Genomic DNA, 23124 nt, shown 5'->3' on the forward strand with positions numbered 1-23124 from the left:
GTAGACTCAGAGGCTGATGAAGCTGTAGATTTAGCAGTTGATTCAGACGCAGATACTGATTCTGACGTTGCTGCTGAATTGGATTGGCTTTCACTTAATGACGTTGATGCAGAAAGCGATACCTTGTTCAAGTCGGAAATTGAAGTCGAAGTGGACTCACTCAAGCGAATTGAATCGGAATTCACCTTCGCTAGAGACTCGCTCAAGCTCTTAGAGGCTGATTCTGACAAGGAGGCTTTCCCTGCGACGGAAGTTGAGAGCGATTGAGACGCCGATGTCGATTCGGAATTGCGTTTCGTTGCACTTTCAGAAGCTGATTTACTTGCCGAATCAGAGAGTGAATCACGCTTAGCTGCGCTCAAGGATAAGCTGTCACTGTCCACTTTCGGATTGTTAGACAAGGATTCAGAGGCATTCAAGGATTCCTTACTTGACGTGCTTGCACTGTCGGACTGGCTGTTGCGGACTGAGTCTGCTGCTCTTTCTGACACGGACTCAGACATCGACTTAGACGCAGCCGCGCTCGTTGAAACCACCGTGCTTGCGCTTGCAGATTCTGAAAGCGACTTGCGAGCGGAATCACTAGCTTTCGTTGATTCACTCAAGCGAGCTTCTTCAGACGTCGAAGCGGATTTCGAAGCCAGGTTGAAGTTCGAAAGTGATTCTGACAAGCTAGTTGAACTTGAATCATCCAATTGTGAATCTTTCGCTAGCTCTGACAGGCTAGTTGAGAAGCTCTCAGACGCTGAGGTGGAAGCTTTCGTGCTCTTCGCCACTGCTTCTGAGACCGATTCTGAGTTCATAACGCTCACTGAGTCAGACGCTGTTGAGTTGGATTCCGATTGAACCACGGAAGTTGATGCCGAGATGGACTCGGACAAGTCTGTTGACTTGCGCTTCACAACTGATTCTGAAGATGATGTAGATTCGGACGCTGAATTTTCTGCTGATTTCGCAGTGGATTCTGACGCCGATACTGATTCTGACTTAGCAGCTGAGTCCGACTGGCTCTCGCTCAATGACGTTGACGCTGAAAGCGATACCTTGTTCAAGTCGGAAATGGAAGTCGAAGTCGATTCACTCAAACGGGTTGAGTCTGAATTCACCTTCACTAGAGACTCGCTCAAGCTCTTAGACGCTGATTCTGACAAGGATGCTTTCCCTGCAACAGAGGTTGAAAGCGATTGGGATGCAGAGAGCGATTCTGAATTGCGTTTCGCTGCACTTTCAGATGCGGACTTACTTACCGAATCAGAGAGCGAATCACGTTTCGCTACACTCAAGGACAAGCTGTCACTATCCACTTTCGGGTTGTTAGACAGAGATTCCGATGCACTCAAGGATTCCTTGCTTGAGGTGCTGGCGCTCTCGGACTGGCTATCGCGGACTGAGCTTGATGTCATCTCAGAAGTTGAAACTGACATCGACTTAGACACAGATGCCGAAGCTGATACCACCGTACTTGCGCTTGCGGATTCTGAAAGCGACTTACGGGCTGAGTCACTATCCATCATTGACTCACTCAAGCGTTCTGATTCTGACGTTGAAGCTGATTTCGACGCCAAGTTGAAGGTCGAAAGTGATTCTGACAAGCTGGTTGAGCTTGATTCATCTAATTGTGAATCTTTCACTAGCTCAGACAAGCTAGTTGAGAAGCTCTCAGACACTGAGGTTGATGCCTTGGTGCTCTTCTCCACTGCTTCTGAAACCGATTCTGAGTTCATGACGCTGATGGAATCTGACGCTGTTGAGTTGGATTCAGATTGAGCCACGGACGTTGATGCCGAGATAGACTCAGATAGGTCTGTCGACTTGCGTTTCACAACTGACTCACTTGCGGATGTGGATTCAGAGGCGGACGCAGCTGTCGATTTCACAGTGGATTCAGACGCCGATACTGATTCTGACGTTGCTGCTGAAGCGGAATCACTAACCGTCTTGTAGCGATCATAATAAGAATAAGTAATCGTTTGAACGCCTTCTTTGTAAGAAACAGTATTGCCACTCACAAAACCTGAAGCTGTCGAAACGTTGGTTTGTTTCAATTCATAGCGCTGACCATAGTCAACACCATTGATGACAATCGTTTCTTTCAACTTCACATCTTCTGTCAAATCACGTGTTTCACCATTTGGAGCAGAAAAAACTTTTTCCTCACGAATCTCAGCACCTGTCTCATCATTTACGAATCTGACCTGAATGAGAGATCCTGCTGCCGTATATTCAAAGGATTCCAACTTAATCTGCTGGAGGTTCGTTCCTGATGCTGTAGAGGCAAAGACGCTGAAGGCAAATTTCTCTTTCCCTTGCGCATCACCTGTTACCAGACGTGCATCTTTCAACCAACCCCGTGGGTCTTTTGTCATTTCCCCACCATTATCATAGCTTACCCGTAAAGTAGGAAAGCGATTATCAGGTGTTCGAGGAAAATAGGAAAACGTTACATCACGAAACGCATTATCTAAAACAGCCGTAGAAAGAGCGCGCGTATTATCAGTTGAAACAACACCATCCTTATTATAAAAGTATCCCATAAAAGGAGTGCTCTTATGTCTGTCTGGATCAGCATTAAAATACTGCTTCTCACCACTGGTCGTTGATGGCTGATCAAAGACAGTGTCAAACTTAAATCCAAAGGAATTTTTGACATTTTCACCACCCAAACCGAGAGTTGGTCCAGCTCCATTTCCTGAAGCATTGCCTACCTCACCGATGGCACCTGTCGTGAATAAAAATGAAATACCGTCACCACCTGAATGCCCCGTTGGATTGTAAATCTTATCAAAAGCATCACCCAATTTAATCTTCGCTTTAAAGGTGAAAGGCTGATTCAAATCCACTTTCGTATTTAAAGTATAAGATCCAGCTTGATTGGCTGCATTTTCTGTCAGAGTGACAACTCCTTCAGAGTCAATCTTAGCATTTCCTCTAGTGGTAAAAAATTCACTTTGATTGGCTGCAGTCACAGTAATCCGTGTCTTCTCATCTGTCAAAGTTGCATTTTCCAAGGTAATCGGTGTATAGCTCTCGCCTGATGAAGCCGCAAAGAAATAGGTGCCACTTGGAATAGGCAGTCCTTCCAGTGCCGAACGACGTGTCCGAACGCGAGGCGTTTCTGTTGTGGAACGAGAAGCCGTACTTGCCAACACAGCATTGGTCAGATTTGTGGATGTGCTTGGCACAATCTTTTCAATCGCTTCAGAGACAGTCTTAGGCGCTTCGACTAATTCAGAGATGGAACTAGCTGCCAAAGCGACATCAGAAGCTACTTCTACTTCTGCACTTGTTGAGGTAGATGCCACAGTTGAAGTTTCAGTAATTGCCTCTGAAGCAGCACGAGAAACCTCCGCAGAAGCACTCCTTGAACCACTAATTGACGTCGATAAAGAATCACTCTCTGAGCTGGCTAATGAAAGACTAGCTGATTGACTTAAGCTCTCTGAGAAACTTGCACTTGTTGATTTACTTTCTGATGTAGAAAGCGAATGAGAAAAACTCTCAGATTCACTAGACGATAGAGACTGAAAACTCTCAGAGCTGCTCGTCTTCACTTCTGATTGAGATTGCATTTGAAGCAAAGAATCTGAGCTCTGAGAAAGACTCCCCTCACTACTATCCTTACCATCTAATACAACCTTATCTTGACCAGCTACAAGCCCTTCAGGACTTACTTGTAATTCCTCTGCCACTGTTGATACATCATCTGAAGCATAGACCGAGGATTGAAGCAGACCAGCTCCACCTAAAGCCCCCATCGAAATCAAAGCCTTTAAATAAGCTGATGTGTTGGATTCTATCATATCTGCAGAATCAAGATTTGCCACCACTTCTTCCGTAGCATTTTTTGATCCTAAAATTCTCATTAAACCAAGTTGCGATAAGACCGTACGAACCCATTGTTTACCAGACTTGTGTAATTTTACACGGCTCTTACGATCGATTTCATTGAATTCCCTATTGAACTTTTTGAGATTCATATATCCACCCTTACTTAATAATATAAAATATCCCTACCATTTTATCACACTTACACCCCCATACTCAACCCTAATGACTCGGTAGAATCAAGTTTTTTCAAAGGATTCATGCCTAAATTTAAAACTTATATTTATTCTTTTTCAATTAGGCAATCTAACAGTTATCTCAAAGAAAATTCTCAATTTTTCCATTTCGACATCAAAATAAGAGACTGGATACATGTCCAGTCTCTTATATAACCTATAATGAGATTCTGGCTCTATAATTTCTGTAGTGGGTAACTTCCACTGAAGAGATTATAGGGCTTTTTCAGTGTAGAAAAAAAGTCCCATATAATCTATAATGAAAAGCGACGAAACTCACATTAGAAAGAATCATATGGAACGACTTAATAATACCACAAATCTTATCGGAATTAAAGATAAAAATATCACCATCACTTCTGCTTACAAGGTTAAATCCCATATCCTCCTTCAAGCAACCTTAGATTATCCTGCTCCTCCTTGTCCTCACTGCCAAGGAAAGATGATAAAGTATGACTTCCAACGAGAATCCTCTATTCCTATTCTCGATCTTCAAGGATTTCCTACTCTTCTAAAACTGAGAAAACGCCGCTTTAAATGCAAGTGTTGTCTACGTGTATCTGTTTCTCAAACGCCTCTCGTCAAGAAACATCATCAAATTTCTCAACCTGTCTGGGATAAAATCACTCAACTACATACGGAAAAACTAACGAACTCTGATATTGCTAGAAAACTTCATATCTCTGTCTCTGTTGTACAGAGAAAACTGAATCAATTCTCCTTCAAGGAACAGTTCTCACAATTACCTAAAATCCTCTCTTGGGATGAATTCTCACGCAATAAGGGGAAGCTGGCATTTATCGCTCAGGATTTTCAAACCAAAAAGATTATCACTATTCTTGAGAACAATCGGCAAACAACCATTAAAAACTACTTCCTCAAATACACGAGAGAGATGAGAGAAAACGTCAAAATCGTAACTGTAGATATGTCTGGTAACTACATTCCTATCATTAAATTCTTATTCCCGAAAGCAAAGATTGTTCTGGATCGTTTTCATATTATTCAGCACCTGAGCCGAGCTATGATGGCTACTCGGATTGCCATTATGAAGAACCATGACAGGGGCTCCCTTCCTTATCGAGCTATGAAACATCATTGGAGAATCCTCCAAAAGGACAGCCGAAAACTCTCTAACAAACTCTTTTATTCTCGAACCTTTAGGCAAACCTTAACCCCTAGAGAAGTAGTTCAAAAAACCTTAGACTTGTCAGAGGAACTAAGGCACTATTATGACCTTTATCAACTCTTGATGTTCCATTTTCAAGAGAAGAACAGTGAGGCTTTCTTCGGACTGATAGAAGACTATTTACCTACTGTGAATTCTACTTTCAGAACAGTCTTTACAACCTTTCTCAAATACAGACAATACATTACCAATGCACTTGAATTACCTTATTCAAACGCTAAGCTAGAAGCTACTAACAAACTTATCAAAGACATCAAACGACAAGCTTTCGGTTTCCGAAACTTCAAAAACTTTAAAACAAAAATTCTCATCGCTTTAAATATACAAAAAGAGAGAACCAATCTGATTCTCTCTCGTATGGGATAATACTTCACCCACTACAGTTGACAAAGTGCCGAGATTCTTCATTCAATCAAAGATATCTCTATCTTCTGATACGTATACGAATGACTCTTAATCTTCTAGTGATTGCTCTTTCTTTTTCTTGCGACCAAGCGCTGCCAATCCTGCTAAAGCTCCCATAGCTCCAAGAAGACCTGCATGATTTGATTCCATACCTGTCTTAGGCAAGCTAGTTGAACGTTTCATAGCTGACTCAGACGCCTGTGCTGAACTTGAAGCAGAAAGACTTGCTGAGATACTTGCACTTGTTGACATGCTTGTACTCATAGATGCTGAAGTACTTGCTGAAAGGCTAGCACTCATTGACGCACTTGTGCTCATTGAGGCTGATACACTTGCAGATTGACTTGCACTCAAGCTTGTTGAAGCTGAGACAGACACACTGTTCAATGCTGAGATTGATGCAGATGTTGATGCTGACAAGGATACTGATTCAGATACAACTGCTGATACTGACTCGCTCAAGCTTGTTGATGCAGATGCTGAGAGTGATGCTTTCTCAGATACAGACATAGATTCTGATACTGACGCTGAAGTTGATACAGAATCACGACCTGCCATACTCATTGATGCAGATGCGCTAGCTGAGTTAGAAAGCGAATCACGGCTTGAGTTGCTGAGTGACAAGCTATCGCTATCCACGTTTGGATTGTTCGACAATGAGGCTGATGCTGAGATAGACTCGCTCACTGATGTGCTTGCGCTAACTGACTCACTATCACGCACTGATGCTGATGTTGATTCACTTGCAGATACTGACATTGACTTAGATGTTGACGCTGAAGTCGATGCTGATGAGCTGATTGAAGCTGACTCTGATAGTGACTTACGTGCTGACTCGCTTGCAGATGTTGATTCACTCAAGCGTGTTGACTCTGACAATGAAGCTGACATTGAAGCTGAGTTGTAGCTTGAAAGTGACTCTGATAATGACATTGAGCTTGATTTGTCAATGTGTGAGTTAGACGCCAATTCTGACAAGCTGGTTGAGAAGCTTTCTGAAGCAGATACTGATGCAGATGTGCTTGCTGAGTTGTATGCTGATACAGATGTGCTTGCTGATGCGCTCAATGAGTCTGAAGCTGTTGAGTTAGATGCTGACTCACTTGCTGAGAGTGATGCTGAAATTGACTCAGACAAGTCTGTTGATTGGCGATTTGATACAGACTCAGAAGCTGAGATTGATTCAGATACGGAGACAGAATCTGACATGCTTACTGATTGACTGACGCTCAATGATGTTGAAGCAGATGCAGACACACTATTCAATGCTGAGAGTGATGCAGAGGTTGATGCTGACAAGGATGCTGATTCAGATACAACTGCTGATACTGACTCGCTCAAGCTTATTGATGTAGATGCTGAGAGTGATGCTTTCTCAGATACAGACATAGATTCTGATACTGACGCTGAAGTTGATACAGAATCACGACCTGCCATACTCATTGATGCAGATGCGCTAGCTGAGTTAGAAAGCGAATCACGGCTTGAGTTGCTGAGTGACAAGCTGTCGCTATCCACATTTGGATTGTTCGACAATGATGCAGATGCTGAGATTGACTCGCTCATTGATGTGCTTGCACTCATAGACTGACTATCACGCACTGATGCTGATGTTGATTCAGACGCTGATACTGACATTGACTTAGACATAGATGCTGAAGTCGATGCTGATGAGCTGATTGAAGCTGACTCTGATAGTGAATTACGTGCTGACTCGCTTGCACTTGTTGATTCACTCAAGCGTGTTGACTCAGACAATGAAGCTGAAATTGAAGCTGAGTTGTAGCTTGAAAGTGACTCTGATAATGACATTGAGCTTGATTTGTCAATTTGTGAGTTAGACGCCAATTCTGACAAGCTTGTTGAGAAGCTTTCTGAAGCTGATACTGATGCAGAGGTTGAAGCTGAGTTGTACGCTGACACAGATGTGCTTGCTGATGCGCTCAATGAGTCTGAAGCTGTTGAGTTAGACGCTGACTCACTTGCAGAGATTGAAGCTGAAATTGACTCAGACAAGTCTGTTGATTGGTGCATAGAAGCTGATTCAGATGCTGATACTGATGCTGACGCTGACATTGAAGATGATGTGCTAGTTGATACTGATACTGACGCACTGTTCAATGCAGAGATTGACGCTGATGTTGATTCTGACAAGGATACTGATTCAGATACAACTGCTGATACAGACTCGCTCAAGCTTGTTGAGGCAGATGCTGAGAGTGAAGCTTTCTCAGATACAGACATTGACTCAGATGCTGATACTGAAGCTGATTCAGAATCACGACCTGCTACACTCATTGATGCAGATGTGCTAGCTGAGTTAGAAAGCGAATCACGGCTTGAATTGCTGAGTGACAAGCTATCACTATCCACATTTGGATTGTTCGACAATGATGCAGATGCTGAGATAGACTCGCTCACTGATGTGCTTACACTCATAGATTGGCTGTCACGCACTGATGCAGATGTTGATTCACTTGCTGATACTGACATTGACTTAGACATAGACGCTGAAGTCGATGCTGATGAGCTGATTGAAGCTGACTCTGATAGTGACTTACGTGTTGAATCGCTTGCAGATGTTGAAGCGCTCAAGCGTGTTGACTCAGATAGTGAAGCAGACATTGAAGCTGAATTGTACTCAGAAAGTGATGTTGACAATGAGATTGAATTTGACTCGTCAAGTTGTGAATTCGATGCCAATTCTGACAAGCTTGTTGAGAAGCTTTCTGAAGCTGATACTGATGCTGATGTTGAAGCTGAGTTGTATGCTGATACAGATGTGCTTGCTGATGCACTCAATGAGTCTGAAGCTGTTGAGTTCGACGCTGACTCACTTGCTGAGATCGACGCTGAGATAGACTCAGACAAGTCTGTTGATTGGCGCATAGAAACTGATTCTGACGCTGATACTGATGCTGACGCTGACATTGAAGATGACGCGCTAGTTGATACGGATACTGACGCACTATTCAATGCTGAGATTGATGCAGATGTTGATTCTGACAAGGATACTGATTCAGATACAACCGCTGATACTGACTCACTCAAGCTTATTGATGCGGATGCTGAGAGTGAAGCTTTCTCAGATACAGAAGTTGAAAGCGACTTAGATGCTGAGGTTGATTCAGAATCACGTTGTTCTACACTTGTTGAAGCAGATTTGCTAACTGAGTTAGAAAGCGAATCACGGCTTGAGTTACTGAGTGACAAGCTGTCGCTATCCACATTTGGATTGTTCGATAATGAGGCTGAGGCTGAAATTGACTCGCTCACTGATGTGCTTGCGCTCACTGACTCACTATCACGTACTGATGCAGATGTTGATTCAGACGCTGATACTGACATTGACTTAGACATAGATGCTGAAGTCGATGCGGATGAGCTGATTGAAGCTGACTCTGACAATGAATTGCGTGCTGACTCGCTTGCACTTGTTGATTCACTCAAGCGTGTTGATTCAGATACTGAAGCTGACATTGAAGCTGAGTTATAGCTTGAAAGTGATTCAGATAGTGACATTGAGCTTGATTTGTCAATTTGTGAATTAGACGCCAATTCTGACAAGCTTGTTGAGAAGCTTTCTGAAGCTGATACTGACGCTGATGTGCTTGCTGAGTTATACTCTGATACAGATGTGCTTGCTGATGCACTCAATGAATCAGACGCTGTTGAGTTAGACGCTGACTCACTTGCTGAGATCGATGCTGAAATTGATTCAGACAAATCTGTTGATTGGCGCATAGAAGCTGATTCAGACGCTGACGTAGACTCAGATGCTGAAATCGAATCTGACAAGGATACTGATTCAGATACGGATGCAGAACCTGACATACTTACTGATTGACTGTTGCTCAATGATGTTGAAGCAGATACAGACGCACTGTTCAATGCTGAGATTGATGCTGATGTTGATTCTGACAAGGATACTGATTCAGATACAACTGCTGATACTGACTCGCTCAAGCTTGTTGATGCAGATGCTGAGAGTGATGCTTTCTCAGATACAGAAGTTGAAAGTGACTTAGATGCTGATGTTGATTCAGAATCACGACCTGATACGCTCATTGATGCTGAGGCACTCACTGAGTTAGAAAGCGAATCACGGTTTGAATTGCTGAGTGACAGACTGTCGCTATCAACGTTTGAATTGCTAGCTAGTGACATCGATGCACTTTCTGACTCGCTAACTGATACTGAGGCACTCATAGATTGACTATCACGCACTGATGCAGATGTTGATTCACTTGCTGATACTGACATTGACTTAGACATAGACGCTGAAGTCGATGCGGATGAGCTGATTGAAGCTGACTCTGATAGTGAATTGCGTGCTGACTCGCTTGCACTTGTTGATTCACTCAAGCGTGTTGATTCAGATACTGAAGCTGACATTGAAGCTGAGTTATAGCTTGAAAGTGATTCAGATAATGACATTGAACTTGATTTGTCAATTTGTGAGTTAGACGCCAATTCTGACAAGCTTGTTGAGAAGCTTTCTGAAGCAGATACTGATGCTGATGTTGAAGCTGAGTTGTATGCTGATACAGATGTGCTTGCTGATGCGCTCAATGAGTCTGAAGCTGTTGAGTTCGACGCTGACTCACTTGCTGAGATAGACGCTGAGACAGACTCAGACAATTCTGTTGATTGGCGCATAGAAGCTGATTCTGACGCTGACGTAGACTCAGATGCTGAAATCGAATCTGATAACGAAACTGATTCAGATACGGATGCAGAACCTGACATACTTACGGATTGACTGTTGCTCAATGATGTTGAAGCAGATACAGACATGCTGTTCAATGCTGAGATTGATGCAGATGTTGATTCTGACAAGGATACTGATTCAGACACGACCGCTGAGACAGACTCGCTCAAGCTTGTTGATGCTGATTCTGACAATGAAGCTTTCTCAGATACAGAAGTTGAAAGCGACTTAGATGCTGAGGTTGATTCAGAATCACGTTGTTCTACACTTGTTGAAGCAGATTTGCTAACTGAGTTAGAAAGCGAATCACGGCTTGAGTTACTGAGTGACAAGCTGTCGCTATCCACATTTGGATTGTTCGATAATGAGGCTGAGGCTGAAATTGACTCGCTCACTGATGTGCTTGCGCTCACTGACTCACTATCACGTACTGATGCAGATGTTGATTCAGACGCTGATACTGACATTGACTTAGACATAGATGCTGAAGTCGATGCGGATGAGCTGATTGAAGCTGACTCTGACAATGAATTGCGTGCTGACTCGCTTGCACTTGTTGATTCACTCAAGCGTGTTGATTCAGATACTGAAGCTGACATTGAAGCTGAGTTATAGCTTGAAAGTGATTCAGATAGTGACATTGAGCTTGATTTGTCAATTTGTGAATTAGACGCCAATTCTGACAAGCTTGTTGAGAAGCTTTCTGAAGCTGATACTGATGCAGAAGTGCTTGCTGAGTTGTACGCTGATACAGATGTGCTTGCTGATGCACTCAATGAGTCTGAAGCTGTTGAGTTAGATGCTGACTCACTTGCTGAAAGTGAAGCCGAAATTGACTCAGACAATTCTGTTGATTGGCGCATAGAAGCTGATTCAGACGCTGACGTAGACTCAGATGTTGAAACTGAGGTTGAGGCACTTACTGAAGCAGAAAAACTTGTTGAGGTTGAAAGGCTTGCACTTGTGGAAGCACTGATCGATGCTGATGTACTTGCTGACGTTGATGCGGACTTACTGATTGATCCAGATGTACTTGCACTAATAGAAGCACTTGTTGAAACTGAGGTACTTGTCGAAGCCGAAATGCTTGCACTTGTGGAAGCTGATGTACTTGCGCTTGTTGAAACTGAAGTGCTTGTCGAAGCCGAAATGCTTGCTGACGTTGATGCACTAGTAGACGCAGAGGCGCTCGCACTTTTTGAAATGCTTGCACTTGTGGAAGCGCTGGTCGATGTTGAAGTACTTGCTGATGTTGACAAGGACTTGCTTGTTGATTCACTTGCTGAAAGTGAAGCAGATTTGCTTGCGCTTGTTGAAGTAGAAGCGGATTTACTTGTAGACTCACTCGCTGATGTTGAAGCGGACTTGCTCGCACTTGTTGAAGTAGAGGCAGATTTGCTTGTAGACTCACTCGCTGAAAGTGAAGCGGATTTGCTTGCACTTGTTGAAGTAGAAGCGGATTTACTTGTAGACTCACTTGCTGAAAGTGAAGCGGATTTGCTTGTACTTATTGAAGTAGAGGTAGACTTGCTTGTAGACTCACTTGCTGATGTTGAAGCGGATTTGCTTGCGCTAAGTGACGCTGATGTACTATCTTTCACAGAATTAGAAAGACTTGTACTTGCTGAGTTTGAACCATTTTGCGCAGTACTTTGTGATTCACTTGTGGACTCACTCAATGAAGTCTCTTCTTTAGCCCTCTTGATTGCCTCTTTATCAACATTCAAGTTCATAACTACCTTATCGGTATAGATTGGAGTACCTGAACCAAATTTATTACCACTATTTGGGTCAGCATTCCGCGCGAAAAGCATGACCGCATTTGAGTATTTATCCAAATCATTATAGTTATTCAATTTGGTTTGGAAACTCAAATGGATTGTATCTTTACCATTTTTAGAATCTTTGCCGTCAGAAATGTAGCGTTGATAAGTACCTGGATGAGTAATTATTCCCCCAGCATCATGGGTACCTAAAGCTTCTGCACCTGCACGATGCATATTTCCACTCTTACCTTCTGACGTAGTATAGCTCATTCCAGCTGGGTATTCAAAATCAGACTCTAATTTATTGATATAGGTATAGATATGGCGTGAATCGATTGGAACAACCGTTGAGGTAGTGTAATCCATATCCCAGTAAATCGTTTTGGTCGTTGGATCATAGGTAATTCTAAAGTTTTTAACCTCTGCTGTTGTTGATGAACCATGTTCTTGACTAACAGTGTAAATATCGATACGTTCTGATGTTGCACGAGTGCTAACAGCACGGAATTGTGGTCCATTGATAGCCGCACGGAAACCAGTGGAAGCTACTGCTGCGTTTGTAACATTCGTAGCTGTCATTGATGTCGTTACCGCAATCGCTTCAGATACAGTTTTCGGTGCTTCTGAAGTCGCTACTGAGGTACTTGCTTCTGAGACAGTTGCTTTTTCTGATACTTCTGAAGCACTTGTCACAATAGAGGCTACTGCTTCACTTGTTACAGTTGATTCAGTTGTTGATGCTGTTGATTCAGAAGTAGCTGAAGTTGATGTACTAGCTGATTTCAACGCACTCATAGACTCACTTGCTTTTACACTTTCTGAGACTGAGTTGCTTACTGACTCACTTGCTTTTACAGATGTTGACGTGCTAAGGCTTTCAGATGTTGAAAGACTCACGGACTCACTTGCTGCAGTTGAAGCTGAGGTTGATTCCACACCATTTTCAGATACAGATGTGACTTCACTGACAGACTCAGATGAGGTAGAAACTTCGCTCTCTTTTGTCAATGTAACCTTATCTTGACCAGCAACAACTCCTTCAGGAGCTGCTTGTAATTCCTCTGCTGCTGGAGCTAGATCGTCTGAGGCAAAGACTTGTGCATGAGTAAGGGCTGCTCCCCCACCAACAACTCCCAGAGAAACCAGGGCTTTCAGATAAGCTGCGCTATTTGATTCGATCAAATCTGCACTATCCATGTCAGCAACGACTTGCTCTGCTGCATTTTTAGTCCCTAGGACTCGCATTAGACCAAGTTGCGATAAAACTGTTCGCACCCAGTTTTTACCTGATTTGTGCAATTTGACACGACTTTTACGGTCGATCTCATCAAATTCTCGATTGAACTTTTTGCGGTTCATATAATCCATCCTTAAATAAAAAATTTCTTGAATATTTTACCATACTTACATAGTAAATACAAGTCTAACGTTTATCTATTTTTTATATAACAAACATAAATTTCACCCCCCCCCCAGGATTTTTTACGCATAAAAATAGCATTATTGTATAAATGTTGTTGTTTTTATGAATATAAAACCTTTTGTAAGCCTTTTCTTTGGATGTTAAGTATTTTGGAAATTCTTTTTAATCTATCAAAACTTTTTGATCGTTTTTTTACTTAAATAAAATAAGAACACATCATTTCCACTATAAAATAGGAGGCTAAGATGATATCTCAGCCTCTATTTTTCTTAATGAATTTGTGCTTTATAACGTTTTTCACTGCTTGTATTTGCATGATTTCTTTGCTCTTCTAATCCGTCTTCGATCTGCTCAGGATGAGTTAAATACATCTTCAGACTAGCAATCAAATTCTCTGAATGTTCCGGAGAGAAGCGATGGTTGGTAGCAATATACCGATCATCGTGAAGAGTATTTTCAAAAGCAAAAATCAATGATTGATATTCAAAAGCTGCGCGTACAGCTGATAGAATTTCCGTATGATGATTGATATCCAAGTAAATGCTGGTGGACTCCAACAATTCTTGCGCTTTTGCAACAGTAATACTTGGATACAACCGTACATTCGCATAACGAGAGAGTGACATGAGCTTACTAGACATCTCCGTTAGAGCAGCAATATGAATCGTCAACTCTGGAAGAGCTTGAATCAAGGTCTCCACCTGCTCAATCTGATCCGAATTCGTCAAAATTAACGCCTCCGGTACAAAATCATTCTTTTCTTTGAATGGATATTGGAGACCCAAATAAGCAACTTTTTCTCTATCCTCTTTTGATAACAGTGGCAACATGTCTTGATAGGTCGCTTGATCTTGAACTAGGATGTTCGTTTCTCGATTCGTACCCTCCAAAAGAGTTTGCATATTCCCTGGAATACCGTCTATAATTGGCTCCTGCCAGAAGAGAACATCACGTCCCGCTGTTTCCAAAGATAGAGCGACAAAGAAAGGAGTCGCAAGGGAATTATAAAAAATTCGATCGAGCGTAAAGCCAGCTTCTTCTAGGTAAAAGCGAATAAATTCTTGTTTATGGTGGAAGATATGATTCTGACCTTGATAAGTCAGAAAGAGATCTCCTGTCACATGATTCTCTAAGATGACTTCTTTTCCATCTCGGTCATAATAAGAGGTCTTAAGCCACACACCTTCTTCATCCATACTGGTTTGTGCAAATTTATAGCCAAAGCGGTTATAGCGATCTACAAAGCGCACACGCCCTTTGCTATCCAGCCAATCCACACTTTGAACCAAACGATTGTGCCCTGCTGCCCAATAATGAATCGTCGCTTTTTTCTCATGGAAATTATAGACTTCCGCCTGTTGATTGGTTGCTTGAATTTCCCAAAATTTAGGAAGCTCAATATCATTAAAATACCGTGGATGACCTACTGCATCTGCAAATCCTGTAAAAAAGAGATAGGGAGACGTCACATCTTCTGGTAAAAATCCATCGTCTTCAATGACAACAGTTGGATGCGTGTAACCTGATTTTAAGAGGGAAAAATGCAAATCCCAGCTTGCTTGATTGTAATGGTCAAATAAGTTAATCATGCGTCATCTCCTCTACTAAATCCTTCCATGTTTGCTCCACTTTCTCATCCAGATAATTCTCTGCGATTTCATAAGACACCTCATGGAAATCTGAAAGATTTTCCTGATTGAAAATAGAGATGATTTTCTCAGCAAAACTATGAACCAGCTTCTCTTCTTCGTGGCTTTCAAATTTTGGTAGCAAATAGCCATTTTCTCCATCTTTTACAAAGGTTTGATTCCCATAAGGAACATCAAAACCAATGATTGGAAGACCTGAGCCAATCGCCTCAAGCAAGGTCAGGCCAAATCCTTCACTGGTAGAAGCAGCTAAATATACTTGATAATGTTGATAGATATCTGTTAAATCATGATGTCCTTTTAAATGGATAAACTCACCAGCACCCAGCTCCTCAATCAACTGACGAAGCTTTTGCTCCTCGCCACCAGCGCCATAAATATCAAAAGTCAATTCTGGCAATACTTTTTGAGCTTGACTGACGGCTTGAACCAACCAATCAATGTGCTTTTCTGAAGCCAAACGAGAAGCCGTAACTAAAGAGAATGGCTTGCGTGCTTTTTCTGGACGATGCAAACTCGCAAGACTTCCCACTGGAATCGTGCGAATCTGTGGCGTCCGATTTTCAAATGTCTCAAATTGCTCCAACATAGTTTCCTTCTGACGATCTGTTGCCACCAAGAAGAAATCCACATCATCAGAATACGTAAATTGGTAATCGTAGAAATTATTCCAAAGAATCGTATGATCTGTCACCGCATTTGCACTGTAATGCTCTGCATGCACAACTACCCCCAATTTTGCAGGGGTGTGGTATTGAAAGACAGCTTGTCCCACACCTGTTGCTCGATCTAAAATCACGATGTCTTTTTCTGTCAAGGAAAGGGATTGCATGAAATAAACCATGAACTCTTCTTTTGAGTAGCAAATACGATTTGGAAAACGATAAATCGGATACTCTCCGATTAGCTCATCATAAGCCACACTTCCATCTTCGTTGTAAAAACTTCTTTGGTAAAGAGTCGCTCGATTGTCCTTAGGAATATAATATTCACTAAAGGTCTTTTGATAGGTATAAAAGTCTTTTCTGATCAGATTCCCACGAGAGACAATCTCCACACATCGAACAATCTCTGTCTCCTCACTTTTTCTATAAATGGTAATAAAATCATTTTCACTGAAAAAGAGTCTGACAATCGCGCCATCTACCTCTTCTCTGACAATCTGAGCCGGATGTTCCTTACGAATATCCGCAACAGCCACACTTGAAGGCGCTATCTTCATATCTGTAAAGTGAGAATAAAGCCAAATGATTTCCTCATCTTTAAAGCCAATATTACGAGTTAAATCACAGATATTATCCTGTGAAAAAAAATCTGTAAAGATAAATTTCGCTGGAATATCTAACTTCCGCAAAACCTTTCCACGATAGGCTTGAGCATATTCGACCCCACTACTGGCCCAGCCAATGCCTAAATTGATATTATAAACTGTCATAGTTTCCTTTCCTCATTAGGCAAAGTAGATTTCTACTTCACCTTTTTTATTGTAAGAGACTTCACTGAGAAGTATGTTGCGAACAAGCAAGCGATAAACCTCTTGCTTCATGCGTTCATAAGACGAAAGTGCATCTTTATGATATTCAAAAATTGGGTTTCGCTGGGCAGTTGTACGAGCGCTGACAACTGTCTTAAGCTGTTGCAAGTAGTCAACTTCCTCAATCCAAGCCTCATCAATGGCTTTTAAAATCGCGGTTCGTTGAAACTGTTCAAAATCCTGTTCTAAGAAATCAACTTTTTGTTGCCATTCGTCTTTTGCAATCCGAAGAAGACCTTCTCGTACAGACTCTTCATCTGTAAAATCATCTATCGCATGAATCAAGCGGCTATGATAGGACAAATTGTCAAAGATAAATCGTTTAACAACTAATTCTGTTAAATTTTCTTCTTTCTCTAAAAAGTCGCAAATACTCTTTTCAATCATCTCCCAGATATTAAAATCTTCCTGACTGCCATAGATGAGCTCATCTCTTTGCGCATAAATCATCTCACGTTGAACCTTGACGCTCTCGTCATACTCCAGTGTTGTTTTTCGTGACTGCCGTCCCATATTTTCACTCTTCATCTGAGCATGTTTGATGAGTTTGCCAAATTTCCTTCCTGACAATTCTTTTGGTTGATTGGCTTCACGCTTGGTTTGGTGTTTCTTGAGATATTTTTGAGACCATTCATCTCCATTTTTCACCACAAGGTCATCTTCTAGGGAAACAAAGAATTGGCTAAAACCAGGATCACCTTGGCGACCGGAACGTCCACGCATCTGCAGATCCATTCGCTCATTGTCCATCCGCTCTGTTCCAATAACAGCAAGCCCCCCTAATTCCTTGACGCCTGCTCCTAGCTTAATGTCCGTTCCTCGTCCTGCCATATTGGTCGCAACAGTGACAGCACCTAATTGACCCGCTTCTGCAATCATCTGTGCTTCTTTGACAGCATGGTGGGCATTTAAAAGACTATGTGGAATGGACTCCATCAAGAGGATTTCTGAATAAAGCTCTGACATCCGTACAGATCCTGTCACAATCAAGATAGGTTGACCTGTCGCATGAATCTTCTTAATAAAGGCTATGATAGCTTCAATCTTTTCTGGCAAGGTCGTATAAATCTTATCTGGCAGATCTTTTCTCTGAATCGGCTTATTGGTCGGAATACGAATCACTTCCATGTTATAGGTTTCTACGAATTCATCCTCCGCAGTCTTTCCTGTACCTGTCATACCAGCTAATATCTTAAACTTAAGAAACAAATTTTGATAGGTGATGGACGCCATCGCTCGCATCTCATGAGAAATCTCCACTCTCTCCTTGGCTTCAAGCGCTTGGTGTTGCCCTCCTTGTAACTTTGTCGATTCTAAAATGCGACCGTTACTGATATCCACCAATTTGACCTCATCTTTGCCTTTTTTACCAGGTTCGACCACATAGTCTTTTCCTTTTTCAAACAAATGATGGGCATTCAAGGCTAATTTGACCCGCCGTACCAGATCAAAATTATCTTTGCTAAACAATTTCTCAACTGAAAAATAGCGCTCAGCAGCATCAATCCCTTTTTGCGTAAGCCAGATTTCCTTAGTTTCTTTTTCAACCTGATAATCTTCCCCCTGCACAAGACTTAAAATAAAATTGTCTGCAAAGGTATGAAGATTTGACTGCAAACGAGGCGATCCTGAGATAATTAGCGGCGTCTGCGCACTATCAAGAAGAACGCTATCGGCTTCATCTACAATGACATAGTGAAACTCTCGCATGTACTTGCCCTTGGTCGAGGTTGCTAGGTTATCAATCAAATAATCAAATCCTAGCGTTCCATTGGTGGTGTAGATAATGTCTGATTGATAGATTTCTCGTTTTTTCTTGATATTTGGCTTTTTAGGAGCTTTTGATTCTTCCTCTACGGCAATCCCGACAGTCAATCCTAGGAATTTATAGACATCTCCCATCTCTGTCCCATCGCGCTTTGCTAAGTAAGAACTGGTCGTCACTAGCATAGCTCCCTTACCTACCAAGGCATTGAGATACAAAGGCATGGTTGCCGTTAGGGTTTTCCCCTCACCTGTCTTCATCTCGGCTAGATTACCTTCATGAAGGACAATCGCTCCTAGCACTTGCACTTCATACGGAAACATCCCTAAAATGCGCTTATCTGCCTCACGCACAACGGCATAGGCTTCTGGAAGCAGTTGATCCAAGGTCTCTCCATTGTCTAAGCGTTTTTTAAACTCTAAGGTTTTCCCTTGCAATTCTACATCCGATAAGCTCTCCATGTAGGGCGCTAAACTGTTTATTTTTTGATAGATTTTTTTTAGTCTTTTTAAACGATAATAGTCTAACGAAAACCAATTATTCTTCATCATTGTCCGCCATATCTTTCTTTATTCCGTTTCTACTAATTGAAGAGCATAATCAACGCGATTGAGACTTCCTGCAATAAAAGCAAGAGATTCTTTTGTAGCTAGATCATCGTAAAAGCGAACCTTACTAGAATCCTCCGTCAAACCAACAAAGCGACGAATATCAACAGGATGTTGAAATAAATCATCTAGTTTACGCTGATACCAATCTGTTCCATAAAAATCAGTTGTCACATAAGCCTGACTCATGCTGACATAGGTTGCATAATAGACGGCTGCAAAATTACCAATCGGTCCACTTCCAATGAAATAAAGAGGAAAAGGTTCCGCTTGCTGGGCTAAAAACTCTTTAATCTCTTCTAAACACCGATCTGTCAAGTACAAATAGTCAGAGTTATCCGCAAATATCTTGACATTTGGCTGTCTCGCATACATACTTTCTTCCACTTCTTTTTGCTGATTTGGCTCTGCAAAAAAAATCTTTGCCCCTTTTATAGTTGAAACAGTAGGATTTAGTGCTTCTAATTCCAAATACTGAAAATGGAGATATACACATCCTGCATTCACAAGCTCAATATCATAGGAATAGGCGTCTAAAGGATAGGTAAATTGATCGTCAGCTGTTTTTAAAATGGTAAAAGCGATTGATTTTTGAAAACGATTATAAAAGTTAATCCGCACATAAATACTCGCTTGCGGTTTCATCTCTGCCAACAAGCCGATACGATAAGTTGCTCCGCGTGTCAATAATGGTAAAACAGCCTGATCACGCGCCGCTTGGTAATTGCGATTGGAAGACCAAATATGCATCCGTGCACCAGGAGATATGAGACTATTTTCTAAGATCATATCTGCTCCTTGCTTACGCAAACGCGTTCCTGCTAAATAACTATCTCGTCCAAAATTATTCCAATAGATTCTATGATACACGGTCATCTCCTCTTCCAAAGTCTGTGGCAAGGACTTTATAGTACTGGCTTAAAAACCATGGAACGGTTTCATTAGATCCATCCGTATGTCGACCTGTCCAGCCTTTTCCAACCACTTGTACATCCGTATCTGACAACTCATCCATAAGATCAAAAAAAGCTGTATGGTCGTAGTCATCGTTTTTCATATAAGCAACGAAAAATTTTGTATCCGTATATCGACCTGAAATGCACTTCTGCCAAAAACGTCTATCCAAACGTTCTTGTGCATCTTTTGACAAATCCTTCTCAAAATGAAGAAGAATATCAAGAGAAGTCGTAAACCCTTCAGGACGACTGGTCTTTTCAAAAGTTGCAACCCGTCCTAGATTAAAAACTGGCTTTGCCAAAATAATAGCATGAGGATCTAACTCAGCACCATAATAAGTAGCACCAAACGTTCCCATAGACATGCCTGATAAGATCAATTCCTTATTGGTAAAACCAAGAAAATCCAAGCAATGTTGAATCAGCTGCGGAATTTTTTGCTCAAATGCTTCTGTTCCTAGATAAAAAGAACCTCCCTCTAAACGAGGGTCACAGATCAAGAGCATAGGCACACCCATTTTTCTCATCATCCCATATCCCTCAAAGCCTTCGGCTGACCGAAAACCAGAGAAATACACGCATAAAGGTGGTTTAAAATCACCTGGATGAAAGAAATAGTGAAATTCCTGTCGATTGCTATCGCAGAAACGCTGCCCTCCTAAGGTGAATTGTCCAAACCCTCCTCGACTCCAGCGATAATGAAGAGGACCGATTTCAATACGACCTTTCCCTTTAATCAAAAGAGTCACTTGTAAGTTCCCAGAACCTGCACAGTCAATAACGGAAGGCTCAAGCATGTCTTTTTCGTCAAACTCAAACTCCTCAGCAATCTCTGATACCGCTCCCTCTGGTACTCGCTTGACCAGTAGTTTTATCTGGCAGCTATCATCCTTAACATATTCTTGCCAGAGCTCTAGTAAGTGTTGTTTGCGATAGTCAACCCCGTAAGCATAACTTCCTAAAACACGATAGTCCTCTCCAAAATCACCTTCAATGACGAAGGAGTGCTTGCCTTCATACGACATCTCTCCTTCAATATCTGGATTCACTAGAAAATGCTCCACAGCCATCTTCTGCCCAAATTGCCCTTTAAACAAGATTTTAGACAATAAATAGACACTACCTTCTCGGTCTTTGAAATTCATAGGCTGAGCCAAGGTCCGATTTAAAAAATGCTTGAAAAAGGCATCCTCAATCTCCAAATCCTTATCAAAAAAGACATGATAAGGCTCAATGACTTTTTCAAGAAGCGCAATATCAGAAGAATAAGCCTTATCTGTCAATACTACGGCGTCAAAGCTAAGACGCTTACGCTTGATTTTGGTATCCTTATCTGCTTTTTTATTTTTCTCTTGAAATTCATACTCTAATCGCTCCTCTTCTTCTTTGAGATAAGAGGCAATACGATGAGGAGGTAGAAAAATCCATTCTAGTCGACTCGGAATGGCAGTTGTTTCCTGCCAATTAGTCGAGCCGATTTGGATAATTTTCATCTTTTTTTCACTCATATGCTACACTATTCTTAATTTTTTCTACTAAACTTCCACTGGTATAGGCTACAATTTTCTGAGCTGCATACATCACAGACTCATTCCAATGACTAAGACCAGTGAGATAATAATCTAAAGCATCTGGTAAGTCCTTGATATCTGATAGAATATAGCCATTTTTCAAATGCTCAATAAATTCTGTTTCTACACGATTGATCTGAGGAATCCCTGTACTAATCCCTGCAATTTGAGTGTAGAGATCAGGATCATCAGATACATCTACAATAATCCGGCTTGTCTCTAAGGATTCCATAATCGCTAAATCAGAATACAAGAATTCTAAGGAAACTCGTTTTTCAATCCGTTCCTCATCTTCTTCCTCTTCCTCAAAATCGTCCGCTTCCTCTTCTTCTACAAAGTCGAAAAAGAGACTTTCAAATCCTTCTAGTAAAGAAGCTAACCAAGCTTTTTTCTCATCTTGCTGAGCCACATCTGTTTTATAACTAATGAGCTTTAAATGAATATGCTCATTTTCTGTCATGGCATGGAAAAAGATCTCTAAGACCTGGAGCAAGCTCTCCTCAGATAACGGATCAATCAATAAATAGACAAATAGCTCTCGGAAACGCTGGCTCTTTCCTAAACTTAACCGAGCATCAAAGAGGGACAAATGTTCAACTGAACTAGAAGCATGAGGAAGGAGTTTCTCCTGTGTCTTTCTGGTATCCGTCAGTACCAAATCAGCCTGTTTTAAATCTTGTTGAACAGCAGCTAAATCTCCCAATGGATAGCGATTTCCAAAATAAGACAAAATGACTTTTTTTCGTTGCTTTGCTGCTAAAATCAACGAATTGTGCTGTGGATGAGAAGCTGTGATCAAGATGTCTGTTGAAGGGATGCTTGAGACGTATTCCTCCACCTTCTCAGCAATCAATGCCTCCATAGAAGCATACTCGGCTTCTTTAAAACGATGACGAGCATTAGGATTCACTGTAATTTTTTGAGAAGAAATCGTCTCACGAATTTGCCACTCACCGACTAGGTTTAAATAATCTTGATAAGCTTCTCTACCGTCTTTGTCATAATATAAGATGCTGGATAAAAAACCTCTGTCATCAAAGATCAAACGTTTACTGGAGACTCCCTCTTCTAAAAAAGTAATGTGAATTAAATGAGCAGCCTCACCAAATTCAATATAGGCAAACGGCTCATTATTCTTTCTGACAGCTACTAAAAAGGGAGTATAGATAAATTCAACCCCTTTTGGCCACGCAAAAGCCTTGAAATCTAATAATGTTGTCTCAACATTTTCAATCTGTTGAATCTGATCAAACACGGACCATACAGGAACTTCAAACAAATCATAGCGATGTAAAAAATAACGAAGATTAGGCATATAATTCAACAGTACAAGAGAGGTTTGCTCTTCTACTTTTTGAAACATCTGCAACTGATTGATCGTATCATCTAAGGTAAAAGGAGACACACCACGATACCATGGCGTAGTCGCATCATACCATGGACGGTCAGTCTGATACCAAGCTGGAATAAAATGAAACATGGTTTT

General features: G+C 41.5%; 22 protein-coding genes and 3 pseudogenes. 15 read left to right on the forward strand and 10 right to left on the reverse strand.

Features of this window, described 5'->3' with window-relative positions; all coding sequences use genetic code 11:
- Positions 1-78 precede the first annotated feature (78 nt).
- The 4 genes from AB1I63_04630 (at position 79) to AB1I63_04645 (ending at position 1944) form a co-directional block, all read left to right on the forward strand.
- On the forward strand, positions 79-267 hold the full coding sequence (locus AB1I63_04630; GenBank protein MEW4354172.1) for a hypothetical protein: 189 nt from the start codon (positions 79-81) through the stop codon (positions 265-267).
- A gap of 168 nt (positions 268-435) precedes the next feature.
- A complete protein-coding gene (locus AB1I63_04635) occupies positions 436-846 on the forward strand; it encodes a hypothetical protein (protein ID MEW4354173.1) in 411 nt (136 codons plus the stop codon).
- Positions 847-867: 21 nt separating this feature from the next.
- On the forward strand, positions 868-1767 hold the full coding sequence (locus AB1I63_04640; GenBank protein ID MEW4354174.1) for a hypothetical protein: 900 nt from the start codon (positions 868-870) through the stop codon (positions 1765-1767).
- 45 nt (positions 1768-1812) lie between these two features.
- Positions 1813-1944, forward strand: coding sequence for a hypothetical protein (locus tag AB1I63_04645; protein ID MEW4354175.1), 132 nt, complete (start codon positions 1813-1815; stop codon positions 1942-1944).
- 293 nt (positions 1945-2237) lie between these two features.
- Here AB1I63_04645 and AB1I63_04650 read toward each other — a convergent pair.
- Positions 2238-3149: pseudogene (locus tag AB1I63_04650) on the reverse strand (hypothetical protein).
- On the opposite strand from AB1I63_04650, the gene AB1I63_04655 reads away from it, so the two are divergent.
- A complete protein-coding gene (locus tag AB1I63_04655; GenBank protein ID MEW4354176.1) occupies positions 3055-3429 on the forward strand; it encodes a hypothetical protein in 375 nt (124 codons plus the stop codon). The pseudogene AB1I63_04650 and the gene AB1I63_04655 overlap by 95 nt on opposite strands.
- 401 nt (positions 3430-3830) lie before the next feature.
- Here AB1I63_04655 and AB1I63_04660 read toward each other — a convergent pair.
- A pseudogene (locus AB1I63_04660) lies at positions 3831-3977 on the reverse strand (KxYKxGKxW signal peptide domain-containing protein).
- 379 nt (positions 3978-4356) lie between these two features.
- Here AB1I63_04660 and AB1I63_04665 point away from each other — a divergent pair.
- A complete protein-coding gene (locus AB1I63_04665; GenBank protein ID MEW4354177.1) occupies positions 4357-5616 on the forward strand; it encodes an ISL3 family transposase in 1260 nt (419 codons plus the stop codon).
- A gap of 87 nt (positions 5617-5703) precedes the next feature.
- On the opposite strand, the gene AB1I63_04670 is transcribed toward AB1I63_04665, so the two are convergent.
- Entirely contained in the window at positions 5704-6294 is a 591-nt protein-coding gene (locus tag AB1I63_04670) for an LPXTG cell wall anchor domain-containing protein (protein ID MEW4354178.1), read from the reverse strand.
- Here AB1I63_04670 and AB1I63_04675 point away from each other — a divergent pair.
- The 9 genes from AB1I63_04675 (at position 6266) to AB1I63_04715 (ending at position 13156) form a co-directional block, all read left to right on the forward strand.
- A complete protein-coding gene (locus AB1I63_04675; protein MEW4354179.1) occupies positions 6266-6562 on the forward strand; it encodes a hypothetical protein in 297 nt (98 codons plus the stop codon). The two genes, AB1I63_04670 and AB1I63_04675, sit on opposite strands and share 29 nt — an antisense overlap.
- 36 nt (positions 6563-6598) lie before the next feature.
- The gene (locus tag AB1I63_04680) at positions 6599-6877 is read left to right on the forward strand and encodes a hypothetical protein (GenBank protein ID MEW4354180.1); all 279 of its coding nucleotides are present in this window, start codon (positions 6599-6601) and stop codon (positions 6875-6877) included.
- Between the two features lie 600 nt (positions 6878-7477).
- Complete coding sequence (locus AB1I63_04685) at positions 7478-9151, forward strand: hypothetical protein (protein ID MEW4354181.1); 1674 nt, start codon at positions 7478-7480, stop codon at positions 9149-9151.
- Between the two features lie 36 nt (positions 9152-9187).
- Positions 9188-9502 (forward strand): hypothetical protein, encoded by a 315-nt coding sequence (locus AB1I63_04690; protein ID MEW4354182.1) that lies wholly within the window; start codon positions 9188-9190, stop codon positions 9500-9502.
- Positions 9503-9505: 3 nt separating this feature from the next.
- Positions 9506-9871, forward strand: coding sequence for a hypothetical protein (locus AB1I63_04695; protein MEW4354183.1), 366 nt, complete (start codon positions 9506-9508; stop codon positions 9869-9871).
- 231 nt (positions 9872-10102) lie between these two features.
- The gene (locus tag AB1I63_04700; protein MEW4354184.1) at positions 10103-10417 is read left to right on the forward strand and encodes a hypothetical protein; all 315 of its coding nucleotides are present in this window, start codon (positions 10103-10105) and stop codon (positions 10415-10417) included.
- Positions 10418-10420: 3 nt separating this feature from the next.
- Positions 10421-10981 carry a hypothetical protein gene (locus AB1I63_04705; protein MEW4354185.1) on the forward strand — a complete coding sequence of 187 codons (561 nt, stop codon included), beginning with the start codon at positions 10421-10423 and terminating at the stop codon, positions 10979-10981.
- A 36-nt stretch (positions 10982-11017) separates the two neighbouring features.
- Entirely contained in the window at positions 11018-12118 is a 1101-nt protein-coding gene (locus AB1I63_04710; GenBank protein MEW4354186.1) for a hypothetical protein, read from the forward strand.
- 504 nt (positions 12119-12622) lie between these two features.
- A complete protein-coding gene (locus AB1I63_04715) occupies positions 12623-13156 on the forward strand; it encodes a hypothetical protein (GenBank protein MEW4354187.1) in 534 nt (177 codons plus the stop codon).
- A 188-nt stretch (positions 13157-13344) separates the two neighbouring features.
- Here AB1I63_04715 and AB1I63_04720 read toward each other — a convergent pair.
- The 7 genes and pseudogenes from AB1I63_04720 to asp1 all read right to left on the reverse strand — a co-directional run bounded on the left by AB1I63_04720 (position 13345) and on the right by asp1 (position 23118).
- Positions 13345-13500, reverse strand: a pseudogene (locus AB1I63_04720) (KxYKxGKxW signal peptide domain-containing protein).
- Positions 13501-13824: 324 nt separating this feature from the next.
- Complete coding sequence (gene gtfB / locus AB1I63_04725) at positions 13825-15144, reverse strand: accessory Sec system glycosylation chaperone GtfB (protein MEW4354188.1); 1320 nt, start codon at positions 15142-15144, stop codon at positions 13825-13827.
- A complete protein-coding gene (gtfA, locus tag AB1I63_04730) occupies positions 15137-16639 on the reverse strand; it encodes an accessory Sec system glycosyltransferase GtfA (GenBank protein ID MEW4354189.1) in 1503 nt (500 codons plus the stop codon). The genes gtfB and gtfA overlap by 8 nt, the downstream gene beginning before the upstream one ends.
- 15 nt (positions 16640-16654) lie before the next feature.
- Positions 16655-19054 carry an accessory Sec system translocase SecA2 gene (gene secA2, locus AB1I63_04735; GenBank protein MEW4354190.1) on the reverse strand — a complete coding sequence of 800 codons (2400 nt, stop codon included), beginning with the start codon at positions 19052-19054 and terminating at the stop codon, positions 16655-16657.
- 18 nt (positions 19055-19072) lie between these two features.
- Positions 19073-19981, reverse strand: a complete 909-nt coding sequence (asp3, locus tag AB1I63_04740; GenBank protein MEW4354191.1) for an accessory Sec system protein Asp3 — start codon at positions 19979-19981, stop codon at positions 19073-19075.
- Positions 19971-21575, reverse strand: a complete 1605-nt coding sequence (asp2, locus tag AB1I63_04745) for an accessory Sec system protein Asp2 (protein MEW4354192.1) — start codon at positions 21573-21575, stop codon at positions 19971-19973. The genes asp3 and asp2 overlap by 11 nt, the downstream gene beginning before the upstream one ends.
- On the reverse strand, positions 21568-23118 hold the full coding sequence (asp1, locus tag AB1I63_04750) for an accessory Sec system protein Asp1 (GenBank protein MEW4354193.1): 1551 nt from the start codon (positions 23116-23118) through the stop codon (positions 21568-21570). The genes asp2 and asp1 overlap by 8 nt, the downstream gene beginning before the upstream one ends.
- Positions 23119-23124: the final 6 nt, after the last annotated feature.

The sequence above is a fragment of the Streptococcus pneumoniae genome (genome assembly GCA_040719455.1).
GTDB classification, from domain to species: domain Bacteria; phylum Bacillota; class Bacilli; order Lactobacillales; family Streptococcaceae; genus Streptococcus; species Streptococcus pneumoniae_G.

What these genes read in the sequence shown, in the direction of transcription:
- gtfA (MEW4354189.1), bottom strand. Translation starts at nt 16,639, where the DNA reads ATGACAGTTTATAATATCAATTTAGGCATTGGCTGGGCCAGTAGTGGG.
- AB1I63_04640 (MEW4354174.1), top strand. Translation starts at nt 868, where the DNA reads ATGGACTCGGACAAGTCTGTTGACTTGCGCTTCACAACTGATTCTGAA.
- asp1 (MEW4354193.1), bottom strand. Translation starts at nt 23,118, where the DNA reads ATGTTTCATTTTATTCCAGCTTGGTATCAGACTGACCGTCCATGGTAT.
- AB1I63_04665 (MEW4354177.1), top strand. Translation starts at nt 4,357, where the DNA reads ATGGAACGACTTAATAATACCACAAATCTTATCGGAATTAAAGATAAA.
- asp2 (MEW4354192.1), bottom strand. Translation starts at nt 21,575, where the DNA reads ATGAGTGAAAAAAAGATGAAAATTATCCAAATCGGCTCGACTAATTGG.
- gtfB (MEW4354188.1), bottom strand. Translation starts at nt 15,144, where the DNA reads ATGATTAACTTATTTGACCATTACAATCAAGCAAGCTGGGATTTGCAT.
- secA2 (MEW4354190.1), bottom strand. Translation starts at nt 19,054, where the DNA reads ATGATGAAGAATAATTGGTTTTCGTTAGACTATTATCGTTTAAAAAGA.